Genomic DNA, 17,677 nt, shown 5'->3' with positions numbered 1-17,677 from the left:
TAATGAAAAAAATAATATTTTTACTTTCAATTACTTTATGTATAAAGTCTTTCGGTCAGGTACTTCATAACGGCATTCAGCTACCTGATGAGTGGCCTCCCCGTTATGAAGAGCCTACTGAGAGAAAAGAAATGCCCGTACCTTATTTGCAGCATAAACCTGCTGTCATTCCTATCAATACGGGCAGACAGCTATTTGTAGATGACTTTTTGCTCAGTGAGAACCATTTGCAAAAGGTTTATCATACCCCTACTTACTATGCGGGTAATCCTGTATTGGAACCTGATAAAGAATGGGAGAAAACTACCCAAGGAGCCGTTTATGCCTCTCCTTTCAGCGATGGGGTATGGTATGACGAGCGTGATGGCAAATATAAAATGTGGTACCTTACTGGGGCTGGATCGCTCCACAAGCAAGACCCTCAAACTTTCTACACCGGTTATGCCGAATCAACCGATGGTAAGCACTGGGTGAAACCTGCTGCTGGGGTGTATAGCGATACTAATATTGTAGAAACCTCTAACCGTGATGCTGCTACAGTTTGGCTCGACCGCAATGAAAAAGACCCTGCCAAACGCTGGAAACTTTTCAATGTAGAACGTCGTCCGTCCGACCGCCGTTGGCAAATAGTACTCAAGTACTCTCCCGATGGGATTCATTGGAGTAAAGGGGTAGCGCAATCGGGTGATATATACGACCGTTCATCAGCTTTTTATAATCCTTTTACTAAAAAATGGGTCATTAGTATGCGCTACGGTACCCCAGTGTCAAGCCGCTCGCGTGCTTATGTAGAGCACTCTGACCCTGAAGAACTGGTATCGGTAACTCACCGTATACGCAAAGACGATCGCGACAAGCACGTACATTTTTGGTTCACTCCCGACGATAAAGAGTTGCGCCATGAAAAATATCCCGAAGTAGAACCTGGTATCTATAATTTTGATGCAATTGCTTACGAGAGCATCATCCTTGGTTTCTATAGCGCGTGGGCAGGACCTGAAAACAAAGTATGTGAGCAAGATAAAATACAAAAACGCAATGTGATCTCATTAGGCTATAGCCGTGATGGTTTTCACTTTGCACGACCTACTCACCAACCCTTTATGAACGTAAATGAAACTAAAGGAGCGTGGAACTGGGGTAATATGCAATCAGTAAATGGGGTGCCTATTATTGTAGGTGATTCGCTTTACTTCTATGCCAGCGGTCGCAGACTCAGTGAGGTGTTCTGGGATAGCCATACCTCTACAGGCTTGGCAACCTTGCGCCGTGACGGCTTTGTATCGCTCAAAGCTGATAAAAAAGAGGCTTTTGCCACTACCGAAAAAGTGTCTTTTGACGGTGAATACCTTTTTGTAAATGCAGCAGTTAAGAAAGGCAAACTATTAGTAGAAGTGTTAGACGAAAACGGCTCTCCTATTGCAGGTTTCACTAAAAAGGATTGTGTAGTATTACAAAAAAGTGATAGTACCAAAGCACGCGTACAATGGAAAAACAACCCGACCCTCACAGCACTCAAAGGCAAGCCCGTACGTTTTAAATTCTACCTTACCAATGGTGAACTCTACGCTTTCTGGGTATCTCCTTGGGAAACAGGTGAAAGTCGAGGTTACACCGCCGGCGGTGGCAAGGGCTTAAACCCCTCAGGTATTGATAAACCGTAAGAATTAGCAAATGAAAAAAATAATATTTTTACTTTCAATTACTTTATGTATAAAGTCTTTCGGTCAGGTACTTCATAACGGTATAACGCTACCTTCACAGTGGCCTCCCCGTTATGAAGAGCCTACTGAGAGAAAAGAAATGCCCGTACCTTATTTGCAGCACAAACCTGCTGTCATTCCTATCAATACGGGCAGACAGCTATTTGTAGACGATTTTTTGCTCAGTGAAAATCACTTGCAAAAAGTCTATCACACACCTAACTTTTATGCTCAAAATCCAGTACTCAAAGCTGATAAGCCTTGGGAAAACACTAAGGAAGGTTATCCTTACGCAGCTCCTTTTAGCGATGGAGTGTGGTATGATGAACACGACAACAAGTTTAAAATGTGGTACTTAGCAGGAGCTTCACAAGCAAATGATGCCAAACACGGATTAGCTACTTGCTATGCCGAATCACTTGATGGCAAGCATTGGACGAAACCCTCATTAGATATAGTGTCTGGCACTAACTACGTAGATGTAAACAATCGCGATGCGGCTACGGTATGGCTTGACAAACAGGAAAAAGACCCCGCTAAACGCTTTAAGTTCTTCAATGTAGAGTACAAAGTGATGAATAACATAGAGTACAAAAGCGACTATGCTCAATACCAAATTGTATTGAAATATTCCTCCGATGGTATTCACTGGACTGATAAAGGCGTAGCTCACTCAGGTAGCATTACCGACCGTTGTTCCGCATTCTACAATCCTTTTACTCATCGTTGGGCTATCAGTATGCGCTATTCGGTGCCTAAGGTATCTAACCGTTCGCGCTCTTATTTAGAGCACGCCAATGTAGAAGATGCTGTAAGTCTTGCTCATATGATGAGCCGACAGCTACACGAGAAATACCAAGTATTTTGGTTCACCCCTGATGATAAAGAAAAACGCCACCCCGATTACCCCGAAGTAGACCCTGGTATTTATAATTTTGATGCCATTGCCTATGAGAGTATCATATTGGGCTTTTACAGTCAGTGGCAAGGGCCTGAAAATGGCATTTGCAAAAAAGCGATGATGCCCAAACGCAACGAGGTACAATTAGGCTACAGTCGTGATGGTTTTCACTTTGCTCGCCCTACTCACCAGTCGTTTATGGCAGTGAATCCTACCGAAGGGGCTTGGAATTACGGCAATATGCAGTCGGTGAATGGGGTGCCTATTATTGTAGGTGATTCTCTTTATTTCTATAGTAGTGGTCGTTCTAAGAATGGTATTTGGTGGGATGCTGGTATGAGTACCGGTTTAGCTACCTTGCGCCGTGATGGCTTTGTATCGCTCAAAGCTGATAAGAAAGAGGCTTTTGCTACTACCGAAAAAGTAAGTTTTGATGGTGAATACCTCTTTGTAAATGCAGCGGTTAAGAAAGGCAAACTATTAGTAGAAGTGTTAGACGAAAATGGGACTCCTATTGCAGGTTTCACTAAAAAGGATTGTATAGTATTGCAAAAAAGTGATAGTACCAAAGCACGAGTACAATGGAAAAACAACGCTACCCTCACAGCGCTCAAAAGCAAGCCCGTACGTTTTAAATTCTACCTTACCAATGGTGAACTTTACGCTTTCTGGGTATCTCCTTGGGAAACAGGTGAAAGTCGAGGTTATACCGCTGGCGGTGGCAAAGGTTTAAATCCCTCAGGTATTGATGAACCGTAAGAATTAGCAAATTTGAAAATTAGCAAATTAGCAAATGAACCTCCTAATTCTCATATTGCCCATATAGTTCACACTTTTGCAGCTTGTCCCCCTTCGGGGAAGCCAGCGAGTGCTCACAGCTGGGTATGTGCACGGCAATTGCCGAGTAAGTGAGTCGGGAGCTATCCCCTAACCCCTGACACCTGACCCCTGATACCTAATTAAAAATATTTAATAAATAATTTGTATTTTTAAAATAGTTACCGTACTTTTGCAGGATATTTTTAGAAACGAATTTAAAATTGAATATAAAAACATCAATATTTAAAAGAATAAATCAAAATTAAACCAATGGATTTTAAACAATTAGAAAAACAATACCGCGATGAACTCTTGCAAAACGTCATTCCGTTTTGGTTAGAAAAATCGCAAGATAAACAGTACGGAGGCTACTTCACCTGCCTCGACCGCCAAGGAAATGTATTCGATACTGATAAATTTATTTGGCTACAAGCCCGTGAGGTATGGCTCTTCAGTATGCTCTATAATCGCGTTGAAAAACGCCAAGAATGGTTAGACACCGCGATACAAGGGGCTGAGTTCCTTAAAAAATATGGTCACGACGGGCACCTCAATTGGTACTTCTCTTTAGACCAACAAGGGAATCCTTTAGTAGAACCTTATAACATCTTCTCCTATACCTTTGCCACAATGGCTTTTGGTCAGCTGAGTATCGCTACAGGCAATCAGGAATACGCCGATATTGCCAAGAAAACCTTTGACATTATCCTCTCCAAAAAAGACAATCCTAAAGGCAAATGGAGCAAAGCACACCCCGGTACGCGCTCTCTTAAAAACTTTGCCCTCCCGATGATTTTGTGTAATTTAGCCCTCGAAATAGAACCGCTCTTAGAGCCTTCTTTTATTGAGGAGGCAATGGAAGCTTGTATCCACGAAGTGATGGAAGTGTTTTTACGACCTGAATTGGGCGGTATAGTAGTAGAAAATGTAAATGCTGATGGTTCACTATCTGATACTTTTGAAGGTCGTCAGCTTACCCCCGGTCACGCTATCGAGGCAATGTGGTTTATAATGGACTTAGGCAAACGCCTCAACCGCCCCGAACTGATAGAAAAAGCGGTGCAAACTACCCTAACAATGCTCAACTATGGTTGGGATAAACAGTATGGTGGTATTTACTACTTTATGGACAGAAAAGGTTGCCCACCTCAACAATTAGAATGGGATCAAAAATTGTGGTGGGTGCATATCGAAACGCTCATCTCTCTCATAAAAGGATACCAACTTACAGGTAATAAAGAGTGTTTAGCGTGGTTTGAAAAAGTGCACAATTACACTTGGGAGCATTTCAAAGACCCTAAATATCCTGAATGGTGGGGCTACCTCAACCGCCAAGGCGAGGTACTTCTCGACCTAAAAGGCGGTAAATGGAAAGGCTGTTTCCACGTACCCCGTGGCTTATATCAAGTATGGAAAACAATTGAAATGATCAATGGTTAATGAATAATGATAAAGAACATATAATATACAAAACTTTGTCAAAGTCTTTAATGCCTGCCGTGCTACGGTCTTTGACAAAGTCTGTACTATTCGTTTTATCTCTAATAATATTGACGGCTTGTACAGAAACCCAAAAAGAACAATCTATGAAAATGAATATCACAGCACTTACCACTCAAGGCTTAGAAGGCGACCTTCAAAAAGGCGTCTCTGCCGCTTATGCTGCTCTTATAGATGATAATCTATTAGTAGCAGGAGGGTGCAACTTCCCCGATAAACTCGGTTTTGAAGGAGGTAAAAAAGTGTTTTATGACGAAATTCTTCTTTTCAATAAAACACAGAACCAATGGCAAACTATAGGTAAACTCCCCGAAGCTGCTGCTTATGGGGTTTCAGTAGCTATTCCTGATGGCTATCTATGGATAGGTGGACAAACGGCTACTCATTCGTTAGCTACCTGCCATAAAGTACAATATACTAAAGAAAAAGGGCTCAACCTTACTGATTTCCCTGCCTTGCCCGAACCGCTTGATAACTTTGCTGGTACAAGTATAGGTAGCAAAGTATTTGTGGCAGGGGGTAACGCTTCTGGCAAACCTTCTAATAAAGTTTACTATATCGATACCGCCACTGATAAAGAGTGGCATCGCTTAGCTGACTTCCCAGAGACTGCCAGCGTACAACCCGTAGTAGCAGCGGTAACACACGAGAACGATACTCATTTGTACTTGTTTGGAGGCTTTTTTGGTGGTGATGCTACACACGCACCTGCCCTCATTACTACCGTATGGTGCTATAGCTTGCAACAACAGCAATGGCAGAAAGTAGCTACTGAAGAAACGGCTGATAAAAAGCTATTTACCCTCACAGGAGCTACAGCTTTAGCTATTGATAACCGCTATATCGCTTGTTTTGGTGGAGTGAATGCTTCTCTATTTATAAATACTATCACCGACCTCTATCATATAGGTCGCGATACTACCCTCACCGATGAGGCGCGCAAACAGAAAAACTACGACTATATGGCGCATTATATGACCCAACCTATAGCGTACTATAAGTTTAACCAAGAATGCTATTTGTTCGACACCCATACAAAGCAGTGGTCGGTACTCGATACAAAACCTAATTTTGCTCGTGCGGGTGCTACTTTAGTAGGTACTCCCGATGAGTTTTATCTTATCCAAGGCGAACTCAAACCTGGTGTACGCAGCCCTAAAACCTATAAACTTAAAATTTTGTCTAACTAAAAAGCCCTGCTAAACTCCCTTCTTAAGAGGGGATAAGGGAGAATATTATGAAAAACAACAAAATATACCCTTGGATAGTAGTTGCCCTACTGTGGGTAGTAGCACTACTGAATTATTTAGACCGACAAATGCTCTCTACGATGCAGGAGTCGATGAAAATGGATATTAAGGAGCTTACCGTAGGCGATAACTTTGGTCGCCTAATGGGTATCTTCTTACTTATTTACGGATTGATGAGCCCTGTAGCAGGTGTCCTTGCCGACCGTCTCAACCGCAAGTGGATGATAGTAGGTAGCCTCTTTGTATGGTCGGCTGTAACCTATGGAATGGGCTACGCAACCACTTTTGACCAAGTGTACTGGCTACGTGCCCTGATGGGTGTGAGCGAAGCCTTATACTTAGCGACAGCCCTCTCAATGATCGCCGATTACCACAGTTCAAAAACACGTTCGTTAGCGGTGGGTATCCACATGTCGGGGCTCTATGCCGGTCAAGCCTTGGGAGGTTTCGGGGCTACCATTGCCTCTAACTATACGTGGCATACCGTTTTCCACTGGTTTGGTATTGCAGGTATTGTATATGCTGTATTCTTAGTGTTCACTTTGTTTGACATCGAAAGAAAACCCGTTGTTCCTAAGCAAGTGACTACAGTTCCTAAAAGTAGTATGGGTCAATCACTTACCCTTGTGTTAGGCACAGCTTCTTTTTGGATATTGCTTTTCTACTTTATGGCATCGAGCTTCCCAGGCTGGGGTACTAAAAACTGGTTGCCTACCCTCTTTTCAAACAACTTAAACGTATCGATGGCAACCGCAGGCCCCATGGCAACCATTTCTATTGCAATTTCGTCTTTCTTAGGGGTTCTCATCGGGGGAACCCTCTCCGATCGCTGGGTACAGACAAACATCAAAGCGCGTATCTATACTAGTACTATTGGTTTAGGTCTCACCATTCCTGCTTTGGTATTGATGGGGTTTGGTAACTCCTACGCTGCAATGATAGGCGCAACCTTGCTCTTTGGTATTGGTTACGGAATGTTCGATACGAATAATATGCCTATCTTATGCCAAATCATTCCACAGCAACAACGTGCTACGGCTTATGGCATTATGAATATGGGAGGCGTATTGGCGGGTTATGCCGTTACCCGAATGCTCGGCTCTTCAAGCGATACAGGTAATTTAGGAGCTGATTTTAGCAAACTATCAGTAATCATCCTAATAGCCATCGTACTGATGCTCATATTCCTAAAACCAAAAAGAGAATTGTGTGGTAAATAATGAACAAATTAGCAAATCGACAAATTAACAAATTTATAATATATGACATTTGAAAAAATCAATGGGCTCATTGTAGCCCCCTTTACCCCTTTCGACAAAAAAGGCGAGGTAAATTTAGAACCAATCGATCAGTATGCTAAACTCTTACAAAAAAATGGATTGATAGGAGTGTTTATCAACGGTTCATCAGGCGAAGGCTATATGATGACGGTTGAAGAACGTATGAAAATAGCCGAGAAATGGGTATCAGTAGCTCCTCAAGGCTTCAAAGTGATTGTACACTGCGGGGCAACTTGTATCAAAGATAGCTACAAAATGGCACAACACGCCCAAGAAATTGGAGCTTTTGGTATTGGCGCGATGGCTTCACCTTTCCCCAAAGCGGGTAGAGTTGAAGAGCTTGTAAAATACTGCGAAGAGATAGCTTGCGGAGCCCCTAACTTGCCTTTCTACTTTTATCATATTCCGGTACTCAATGGAGTGTATTTGCCAATGTTGCCTTTCCTCAAAGCAGCCGATGGTCGTATCCCTAACTTGGCAGGTATCAAATATACTTATGAACCGCTTTATGAGTACAACCAATGTATGCTGTACAACAATGGCAAATACGATATGCTCTACGGCTTAGACGAGACGATTCTCAATGCGCTTGTAATGGGCGGAGCTCGTGGCGGTATCAGCGGTACTGGTAGTTATATAGGCAAAGTGTTGGTAGGCATCATCGATGAATACCACAAAGGCAATATTGCCAAAGCAGCCGAGTTGCAAAACTATGCCCAAGATGTGATAAATGTAATCGCCAAATACCGTGGTAACATCGTATGTGGCAAACGTATAATGAAGTTGCTTGGTTTAGACTTGGGTATCAACCGTACGCCTTTTCAAAACATCACTGATGAAGAAGAAGCTATCATTAAAAAAGAATTGGAAAACATCGACTTTTTTAACAGATGTAATCAACTATAAGTTTTTTCTTTTCACTAAAAAAGAAAGAGCCGGCAGCAATAAACTGTCGGCTCTTTCATTATAAAAAATACTAACTATGAACTACTTTAATTGCAATTCATTTACAATCTTTTGGATTTTATCGTCCAAAATCTTTTGAGTTGCTTCAAAAGCATCTACACTGCTCAAAGGCGTATTTACACTGAAATAGAACTTAATTTTAGGTTCTGTACCACTGGGGCGTGCTGCTACGCGAGTGCCCTTATCGGTGTGGTAGATAAGCACATTCGATTTAGGAACGTCTATATCTTCTACTTTGCCAGTAAGTGGGTGGAATGCCTTAGATGATTGGTAATCACAAATGAGACTTACTTTTTCTCCATTAATTTCTTTCAACGGATTTTCGCGTAAGTCTTTCATCATTTGGGCAATTTCTTCTGAGCCTGAAATACCTTTTTTTACCAAGGAAATGAGATATTCTTTGTAGAAACCGTATTTGGTATAAGCGTGTAGCAATTCTTTGTAGAACGAACTGCCTTTAGCTTTAGCGAATGCTGCAATCTCGCAAGCTAATAGAGTAGCAGTTACCGCATCTTTATCGCGTACAAAATCGCTTACCATATAGCCAAAACTTTCTTCACCACCACCTATAAAAGTGAGCTTAGGGAAATCTTTAATCATTTTGGCAATCCATTTGAAACCTGTAAGTCCTTCTTTGTATTGCACTTTGTAAGCATTAGCAATCGCGTGAACCATAGGGGTCGAAACGATGGTAGAAGCGACAAACTCATTACCTTTAAAGCCTTTTTTGCTTTGTTGTTCCAATAGGAAGTCGGTCATCATTACCATTGTTTGGTTACCGTTAAGCAGTACCATTTTGCCGTGAAGGTCGCGAACAGCTATACCTATACGGTCACAATCGGGGTCGGTACCTATTACAATATCCGCTCCTATTGCGTCTGCTTTTTTGAGTGCCAACGTAAGCGCTTCGGGTTCTTCGGGGTTAGGTGATTTTACGGTAGGGAAATTACCATCGGGTACAGCTTGTTCTTCTACGATATGTACATTGGTAAATCCTGCGCGTTTGAGCACATCGGGTACCATTGTAATAGAGGTACCGTGCAAAGAAGTAAAAACAATTTTGAGTTTGTCTTTCTCAGGTGCATTGAAGTCGCCGTGTTTGATAGATGCTTCGGCAAAAGCGTTGTCAAGTTCTTTGTCGATGTAGTGAATAAGACTCTCATCGGCGTTGAATTTGATATCTTTGAAGTCGAGTGCTTCAATAGCTTTCATAATATCACCGTCTTCGGGCGGTACGGTTTGTCCGCCGTCTTGCCAATACACTTTATAACCGTTGTATTCTGGTGGATTGTGAGAAGCGGTAAGCACGATACCTGCTTGGCATCCTAAGTAGCGTACGGTAAAGGATAGTTCAGGAGTAGGACGAAGGTCGGAGAAGAGAAATACTTTTATGCCATTAGCCGCAAACACATCGGCTACTACTTTGGCAAATTTTTTAGAGTTGTTGCGGCAGTCGTGAGCGATAGCTACTTTTATTTCTTGGTTAGGGAAACATTTTTTGAGGTAGTTGCTCAATCCTTGGGTATTTTTGCCTAACGTGTATTTGTTGATACGGTTGGTACCGATACCCATAATTCCACGCATACCTCCTGTGCCAAACTCTAAGTTCTTGTGGAAAGCTTCGTTGAGTTCATCGGGATTTCCATCGATGAGGGCTTGAACTTTACTGCGGGTTTCTGCATCAAAAGTGTCAGAAAGCCACGCTTTTGCTGTGTCAATACTTTTCATAAAATCAATAATAAAGGCTGACTCCTAATTATATATTTTATCAGCGTTGTTTTTCGTTAGCAAAGGTACGAATATTTTTTTAATTAGCAAATCTGTTAATTAGCAAATTTACTAATTTTGAGAATTTTTCAATTCATTCCACCATTCGTATAGCATAAATTCTAATTCCTTTTTTTCTTTCCGTTCTACAAGGCGATGCGCTTCGGGTTTCTCCATTACATAATAAGCCAAAGTACCTATTTCTTCTTCAGTTAGATGATGTTCGTTCTTGAGGTAGTTATTCATCTCATTTACAATATAGTGTGCTACCATCAAGTTCTTTTCGTTGATAACTTGTTGTTTGATAATTTTTGCTTTACCATTCAGCTGATTGATAATAGCTATAAAATTTATCCCTACATTTCCTACTAATAATTTATAGAGGGTGAGTTTATCTACTTGAAGAATATCTGTATTGGCATATTCTCGTTTTTCTTCCCAAGTGCGTTCTTTGGGGGCATGTTGTAGGATTCCTAAACTTTGAGCAGTTATTTTAGGTCTTTCACTCACACTTACTTCGTCTAAAATAATCGTAACATCGGTCATTTTTAGAGTGACCAATCGCTGAAAATCCATTTGAGTAAGACTGCGATAAAGAGTTTTCTTACCCACAAAAGTAGCCTTGAGCGTATGTCCTTTTTGAGCTTCTATTGAAAACGAACCTTCTGTATCGGTGGTTGTGTAATGCTGATTGTCAATGTTTTGAATGTGTACCCCTTCTATAGGTGCATTATTGTAGAACACCTTTCCTCTAACACGCGTCGCTTCTTGCCCCCTTGTTACAAAGGAGATGAACAAAAGTAATATGAGGAAAAAATCTCTCATTTGTTGAGTAATCAATTGTTTGCTTGTGCGGCTCGTAATTCATTCCACGCTTCTAAAAGCATAAATTCCATTGGTTTGTTGTCTTTTTTGCGTACAAGCTCGTGAAAATAGGGGCGTTCCATTACAAAATAAGCTAAAATATCTATCTCTTCTTCGTTTAGCTTGAGCTCTTTTTGTAGAAAAGGAGCCATATTTTCACGAATATAATGTGCTACAGCCAAGTTCTTTTCGTTGGCTACTATTTTTTTGATAATCTTTTTTTGTCCTGACAAAGTATTTAGAATCGAGACAATACCCAATCCCTTGCTAGCATATAGTCGTTTTTCAGCAAAAGTCCGCTCTTGTGGAGTGTGTTGTAAGATACCTAAATCTTGAGCTGATAGTTTGCGATATTGTGAGACTTGTACTTCATCCAATTGGTTTACAGCTATGTTCATTGTGATATTAAGCCCTCCAAAGCCAAAATCGGTTTTGGTAAGTACACGGTATACAGTTTCCATTCCCACAAAAGTAAATTGTAAAGTATGGCGTTCACGCGCTTTAAGGGTAAAATAACCGTTGGCATCGGTAGTGGTGATGGCGTGAGTATAGAGGTTTAGCACGTGTACCCCCGATAGCGGAATTGTGTCGTGCATTACCCTGCCCCGCACCTCTGTCTGTGCCCATACATTGGTACCGTACCAACACAATACAAATATGAATATAAATAATCGCTTCATCGCTTGTTATTTGTTATTTGTTACCTGTTACCTGAATCTGTCCCACCTATTCTTATCGAAACTGTGCTTTTTCCAATACAACATAATGAGGAAACCGATGAGAGCGCCTCCCACGTGAGCAAAGTGAGCGATATTGCCTCCAAAGATGGAGAAACCTGTAAAACCTGAGATGAGGTCTAAGCCTACAAGTATAGGAATAAAATAGCGTGCAGCAATAGGGTAAGGCACGAAGAATAACATCAGTTTAGCATCGGGGAAGAACATAGCAAAAGCCACCAATATACCATAAATAGCCCCTGAAGCGCCTACAGTAGGGGTAGCTATAGCTGCTGCCATATTGTCAAAAGTACTCTTATTGATAATCGTTTCCCACATAGGCAAATATTTTCTGTCGGAAAGAGCACTGATTACTTCTTCGGTTGATACACCTACATTTTGAAGAGCTTCCAATCCTTGATGTACATAGTAATAATTAATTATAGTATGCAGTAAAGCCGCGCCTATACCACAAGAGAAATAGAAGAAGAGAAACTTACCACGCCCCCATATATTTTCAAGAGGAGTACCAAAAGCCCACAGTGCATACATATTGAACAATAGGTGGGTAAAACCTCCGTGCATAAACATATAGCTCACATATTGCCACCACTCAAAATGAGTATTCTCAAAATAATGAAGTGCCAACAGTTGTGTGAGGTCTATATTTGGAATAAGATGCAGTTCTGTAATGAGTAACAACACTGCATTGATGATAATTAGGTGTAATACTGTTTTTGATATTCTTTCCATATTTAAATTAGCAAATTAGTTAATTAAGTTATCAATTTCATTTGTTGATAAACTGTAGTAAATTCGCTTTCCAAAAGGCGAAATTAACACTTCTTGACAACTAAACAAATTATTTATCAAAGTTTCTTGTTCTTCTTCACTGAGCACCTGCCCTGTTTTTACCGCTAAACTTTTGCATAAGGCTTTGGCAAATGCTTCTTTTTGAGTATTTTCGGTAGTAGGGAGCGCCTCTATATGCTGCTGCAATAGTTCGTTGAAAATATTAGGTATCTCACTATCAGTAAGATGTAAAGGAATGCCACTTACTACTACCTTGTCGCTCTCTATAGCAAACATAAATCCACTGCTTTCAAAGAGATCGCGCAACTGGGTGATTACTTCTAATTCGTGAGGTGCAAAAGACAGTTCGTAAGGAAACATCAGCTGCTGTACTGCTGTGTGAGAGGATTGTAGGTTCTTCATAAAATCTTCAAACAAAATGCGTTGGTGTGCCCTATTACAGTTGATGATAATGAGTTCTCCTCCCAAAGTAGTAATTAAGTATTTTTTGGCTAATGCGATGATTTTCTTACCCTGATTTTTAGTAGGTTCGGCTTCAAAGAGTGAGCTCACTATAGTTTCAGAAGCCGACGTATCTACCGCCGATTCAATACCTGCATACAAACTCTCCCACGAGGCTGTCTTTTTAGGATAATTACCAAAATTAGAGTTAGTTCTGCCTCCACTTCGGCTTTCGTACTCTTCTTTAAACGGATTGAAATTGGGGTCTACTTGTATTCTGGGAAATTCAGGGGTTTTATCTTTGTAGTTATACGGAATATCAAAAGTAGGGTCTTTGCTAAAATCGAGCATAGGAGCAATATTAAACTGACCTAAACTGTGTTTCACTGCCGATTTTAGCAAAGCGTAAATACTGTGCTCTTCCTCAAATTTGATTTCAGTTTTTGTTGGGTGGATATTGATGTCTATCGTGGTAGGGTCTACCTCTAAAGAGATGAAATACTCTGGTTTTTGGTCGGCGTGGATAAGCCCCTCATAAGCGGCTGTAATAGCGTGGTTGAGGTATTGATTTTTCACAAATCGGTGGTTCACCATCAAGAATTGCAAGTTTTTAGTCTTTGCTAAATATTCAGGTTTTACAATAAACCCACTGATTTTCACTAAAGGAGTATCTTCGGCTATGATAGGCACTAATTTTTCATTGGTTTTTCCTCCAAACAGATGTACAATGCGTTGGCGGAAATTGGTAGCTGGTAGGTTGAAGAGTTCGTTGCCATTGTTGTACAGATAGAAGTGAATGGCGGGGTGAGCTAAGACAACGCGGTGAAACTCATCGAGTATATGGCGAAATTCCACTGTATCCGATTTTAGAAAGTTGCGACGTGCTGGAATATTGAAAAAGAGGTTTTTCATCGCAATACTCGTACCCGTAGGGCACACACAAGGTTCTTGGCGTGTGATTTTACTCCCCTCGATGTGTATTTCGGTGCCTAACTCATCCTCTGGGCGTTTGGTTTGCATCTCCACATGGGCAATGGCAACGATAGAAGCGAGCGCTTCTCCGCGAAATCCTTTAGTTTGCAAGTGAAAAAGGTCTTCAGCCTTTTGTATTTTAGAAGTTGCGTGACGCTCAAAAGCCATACGTGCATCGGTAGTACTCATTCCTATACCGTTGTCTATCACCTGCACAAGTGTTTTACCTGCATCTTTAATGAGCAGTTTTATTTCGGTAGCGCGGGCATCGATAGCATTCTCCAGCAGTTCTTTCACCGCCGAGGCTGGCCGTTGAATCACTTCTCCTGCTGCTATTTGGTTGGCTACGTGGTCGGGTAATAAACGGATTATATCACTCATTCAATTTACAATTATCAATTAACAATTAACATAGTAAAAATAACTAAAAAGCTGTTGCTTACTATGGTTCTCTCTCCTCTTTATAAGGTATTCATATAAAAAAATAACAGCCTATATATGTTGAGAATAAACTCCATAATAGTAGAAAATATTGGATGCTTTCTCATCAAAAAAAGTAGCTTTTGTGAATTGCCCCCTTCCCTTCGGGAGGGGGAACGGGGGTAGGCTTTTAAAAACGAATACCCTGTCTTATTTATTAAAAATTTTTGCAAATATAAAAAAAGTATTACTTTTGTAGAAAATTATTTTAAAAATGAAACGTCTTTTTTTATATAGTATCTTCACAATCAGTTTATTATCCTGTGTAAAAGACCCAGTAGAGAATGCTAATTCCTCTATTTTAGGCGCTTCCGACTATACAGGGAATGATGTAGATTTACGCATACGTGATTTTATTTGGAAAGGGTTGAACGCTTACTATTTGTGGCAAGCCGATGTACAGAATTTGCAAGACAAGCGTTTTGGTTCTCTATCCGATACCAAAGCTGATAAAAACAGAAGTTACACCGAGTTTTTGAAGAGTTTTCAAGATCCTGAACATCTCTTTTACGTAGGATTACTCAATAATTATAGACGAATAGACCGCTTTAGCTATATCACCGATAATTACACCGATCTCGAAAACCAATTCAAGGGGATTACTGCCAACTTGGGGATGAATTATAAGATTGGATTGGTTCAAAAATTAGGGATTTATTTGGCGTATGTGCGCTATGTGGTACCTAATTCCGATGCCGAAAGATTAGGTTTACAACGTGGAGATGTGATATTGAGTGTCAACGGGCAACAACTTACGCGTACTAATGCTCAACAACTGTTGCAAAAAACGCCTATCATCTCTTTTGCTACTTACAGATTTGTGAATGATAAATTCGAGCCTACTGGAAAAACTTACACTCTACGCCAAGAACAAACCCCCGAAAACCCTGTGCTCATTCATAAAGTATTCAATAAAGGGGGTAAAAAAATAGCTTACTTAATGTATAATGCCTTTGTAGCCGATTTTGATGAGGCTCTCAACAACGCTTTTGCCGACTTCAAAGCACAAGGTGTTACCGACCTAATTCTCGATTTGCGCTACAACGGTGGTGGAAGTGTGAATACAGCTACTTATTTAGCTTCAATGATTACTGGTCAGTTTGCGGGACAGGTGTTTGCCGTTGAACGCTGGAATAGCAAAGTGCAGCCCCATCGAGGAAATTCTCGTGAATATTTCACTGATAACATAGTGAAAGATAGTAGAAAAATAGCAATTAACAGCTTGCGAATGAGCAAAGTGTATATTATCACTTCCGAAAATACTGCTTCAGCTAGTGAGTTGGTAATCAATGGACTAAAACCTTATATCCAAGTAGTGCAGGTAGGCACTACTACTATAGGTAAAAATCAGGGCTCAGTTACAATTTACGATTATATTGATGCGCAAGGAAAAGTGAAAAACCCTAAACATAAATGGGCAATGCAACCTTTGGTGATGAAAATAGAAAATGCTAAAGGAGTAGGCGATTATGTAAATGGTTTGTCTCCCGATATTTTTATAGAAGAAATAGGAAGTAATTTAGGAGTATTAGGTGATGAAAATGAACCGCTTTTAGCTCGTACATTACAAGAAATTACAGGTATTAATACCTCTGGCAGAGCCCCTCTATCAACCGCTAAAACATCTTTTTCCTTTGAAGTGCTCTGCACCTCAACTTCAGGCTACTTCGGCTTAAACGAAATGTATAAATGAATAAATTCCACGAACTAACAATATCCAAAATCACACACCTCACTACTTCATCGGTAATGATTACCTTTGAGGTACCCGAGCTATTAAAAAAAGTATTTAGCTTTGAGGCTGGTGAATATCTTACTCTACAACAAACCATCAACGGACAAAAAGTACGCCGTGCTTATTCCATTTGTTCAGGAGTGAATGAGGATGAATTGAGCGTTGCTGTGAAACGCGTACCTAACGGTTTATTTTCTACTTATGCCACTACCCAACTCAAAGCAGGCGATGTATTAGAAGTGATGCCGCCTATGGGCTCGTTTGTTTTTTTCTATGATATTTTTGGAAATCGCGATATTATGCTTTTTTCGGCAGGAAGTGGCGTCACTCCTATGATGAGTATTGCCAAAACTGCTTTAGCAAAAACCAATATTAAAGTGGTGTTTGTCTACGGTAATAAATCTAAAGAAGAAACCTTGTTTTTTCACGAAATTGAGGCTTTAAAAGCGCAATACCCCGACCGTTTTTTGGTGCATTATGCCTTTAGTCAAGAACCTTGGGGCGACCACTATACAGGGCGTATCAACGATAGAATAGTGAATGAGCTTTTTACTAAGTACAAAGATTTCAATTGGGGGCGTTACTACGCTTGTGGCCCTACCGAACTCGTGAAAAACCTCCGTGAAATACTCCTGTTGAGAGGTATTGATAAAGACCGTATTTTCACCGAACTCTTTGAAGCTTCACCCGCCGATGTTGATTACAGCACCCTGCAAGGCAATGTAGCCATTACACTACAACTCAATGGCAAAACTCATACTTTTGAGAGTGCACGCAACCAAACGCTCCTAAACTCTGCTCTTTTTCGCGGTTATGATGCACCTTACTCCTGCCTCAATGGGGTGTGTAGTAGCTGCATCGGTAAGGTAGAAGAAGGAGAAGCTAAAATGGCAAAAAATGAAGTGCTCAACGACGAACAAGTATCGCAAGGCTATATCCTCACTTGTCAAGCTTATGCGATGACTGATAAAATAAAAGTGAGAATTCCAGGATAAAATCTCTATATATGAAAATTCAGAAAACAGTACAAATACTCAATAAACGCGCTAAGTTTGAATACGAAATTCTTGACAAATACACAGCGGGAATCGTGCTCGTGGGTACCGAAATAAAGTCAATAAGGTTAGGAAAAGCCTCTATAGCCGAGAGTTTTTGTGAGTTCAACGACAAAGGTGAACTCTTTGTAATCAACTCTACTATTGAAGCCTATGATTTTGGTACGCACTACAACCATCGTCCTAAAACAGAACGCAAATTACTCTTACAGAAAAAAGAATTGCGCAAACTCAATAAAGAAGTGAAAAACAGCGGACTCACCATTGTGCCGCTCAAACTTTTTATCAACGACAAAGGTTTAGCAAAAATGGACATTGCTTTAGTGCGAGGTAAAAAACTATACGATAAACGCGAAACCATCAAAGACCGCGACAACAAGCGCAATTTAGACCGATTAATGAAACACTAACCTAA

Annotated in this window: 14 protein-coding genes; 9 read left to right on the top strand and 5 right to left on the bottom strand. The window is 40.6% G+C overall.

What is annotated here, in order from left to right; genetic code table 11:
- The first annotated feature begins 2 nt into the window (after positions 1 to 2).
- From I7X29_RS00190 to I7X29_RS00165, 6 genes are all read left to right on the top strand, one after another.
- Positions 3 to 1,664: a glycoside hydrolase family protein gene (locus I7X29_RS00190; RefSeq protein WP_198472395.1), complete on the top strand. Its 1,662-nt coding sequence runs from the start codon at positions 3 to 5 to the stop codon at positions 1,662 to 1,664.
- A 10-nt stretch (positions 1,665 to 1,674) separates the two neighbouring features.
- Positions 1,675 to 3,363 (top strand): hypothetical protein, encoded by a 1,689-nt coding sequence (locus tag I7X29_RS00185; RefSeq protein ID WP_198472394.1) that lies wholly within the window; start codon positions 1,675 to 1,677, stop codon positions 3,361 to 3,363.
- 330 nt (positions 3,364 to 3,693) lie between these two features.
- Positions 3,694 to 4,863 carry an AGE family epimerase/isomerase gene (locus I7X29_RS00180; protein ID WP_198472393.1) on the top strand — a complete coding sequence of 390 codons (1,170 nt, stop codon included), beginning with the start codon at positions 3,694 to 3,696 and terminating at the stop codon, positions 4,861 to 4,863.
- A complete protein-coding gene (locus tag I7X29_RS00175) occupies positions 4,863 to 6,113 on the top strand; it encodes a cyclically-permuted mutarotase family protein (protein ID WP_198472392.1) in 1,251 nt (416 codons plus the stop codon). Before I7X29_RS00180 ends, I7X29_RS00175 begins: the two co-directional genes overlap by 1 nt.
- Positions 6,114 to 6,160: 47 nt before the next feature.
- Positions 6,161 to 7,393, top strand: a complete 1,233-nt coding sequence (locus I7X29_RS00170; RefSeq protein ID WP_198472391.1) for an MFS transporter — start codon at positions 6,161 to 6,163, stop codon at positions 7,391 to 7,393.
- Positions 7,394 to 7,435: 42 nt separating this feature from the next.
- Positions 7,436 to 8,359, top strand: a complete 924-nt coding sequence (locus I7X29_RS00165; RefSeq protein ID WP_009414324.1) for a dihydrodipicolinate synthase family protein — start codon at positions 7,436 to 7,438, stop codon at positions 8,357 to 8,359.
- A gap of 81 nt (positions 8,360 to 8,440) precedes the next feature.
- Here I7X29_RS00165 and I7X29_RS00160 read toward each other — a convergent pair whose 3' ends face one another.
- The 5 genes from I7X29_RS00160 to mutL form a co-directional block, all read right to left on the bottom strand.
- Complete coding sequence (locus I7X29_RS00160) at positions 8,441 to 10,147, bottom strand: phospho-sugar mutase (protein ID WP_198472390.1); 1,707 nt, start codon at positions 10,145 to 10,147, stop codon at positions 8,441 to 8,443.
- Positions 10,148 to 10,258: 111 nt separating this feature from the next.
- Positions 10,259 to 11,011: a carboxypeptidase-like regulatory domain-containing protein gene (locus I7X29_RS00155; protein WP_198472389.1), complete on the bottom strand. Its 753-nt coding sequence runs from the start codon at positions 11,009 to 11,011 to the stop codon at positions 10,259 to 10,261.
- A gap of 11 nt (positions 11,012 to 11,022) precedes the next feature.
- A complete protein-coding gene (locus I7X29_RS00150) occupies positions 11,023 to 11,730 on the bottom strand; it encodes a carboxypeptidase-like regulatory domain-containing protein (protein ID WP_198472388.1) in 708 nt (235 codons plus the stop codon).
- A gap of 27 nt (positions 11,731 to 11,757) precedes the next feature.
- Entirely contained in the window at positions 11,758 to 12,519 is a 762-nt protein-coding gene (locus I7X29_RS00145; RefSeq protein ID WP_088594612.1) for a rhomboid family intramembrane serine protease, read from the bottom strand.
- 15 nt (positions 12,520 to 12,534) lie between these two features.
- Positions 12,535 to 14,373: a DNA mismatch repair endonuclease MutL gene (gene mutL / locus I7X29_RS00140; RefSeq protein WP_198472387.1), complete on the bottom strand. Its 1,839-nt coding sequence runs from the start codon at positions 14,371 to 14,373 to the stop codon at positions 12,535 to 12,537.
- 313 nt (positions 14,374 to 14,686) lie between these two features.
- On the opposite strand from mutL, the gene I7X29_RS00135 reads away from it, so the two are divergent.
- From I7X29_RS00135 to smpB, 3 genes are read left to right on the top strand one after another with little or no spacing between them, the layout of a single operon-like run.
- A complete protein-coding gene (locus tag I7X29_RS00135) occupies positions 14,687 to 16,165 on the top strand; it encodes a S41 family peptidase (protein WP_198472386.1) in 1,479 nt (492 codons plus the stop codon).
- Complete coding sequence (locus I7X29_RS00130; protein WP_198472385.1) at positions 16,162 to 17,202, top strand: ferredoxin--NADP reductase; 1,041 nt, start codon at positions 16,162 to 16,164, stop codon at positions 17,200 to 17,202. Before I7X29_RS00135 ends, I7X29_RS00130 begins: the two co-directional genes overlap by 4 nt.
- An 11-nt stretch (positions 17,203 to 17,213) precedes the next feature.
- Positions 17,214 to 17,672 carry an SsrA-binding protein SmpB gene (smpB, locus tag I7X29_RS00125; RefSeq protein WP_002682121.1) on the top strand — a complete coding sequence of 153 codons (459 nt, stop codon included), beginning with the start codon at positions 17,214 to 17,216 and terminating at the stop codon, positions 17,670 to 17,672.
- The last annotated feature ends 5 nt before the right edge of the window (positions 17,673 to 17,677 follow it).

The sequence above is a fragment of the Capnocytophaga periodontitidis genome, from assembly GCF_016126015.1.
GTDB classification, from domain to species: Bacteria; Bacteroidota; Bacteroidia; order Flavobacteriales; family Flavobacteriaceae; genus Capnocytophaga; species Capnocytophaga periodontitidis.
The sequence above is the reverse complement of the archived record's forward strand: the minus strand, read 5'-3'. Positions and strand labels throughout refer to the sequence as shown.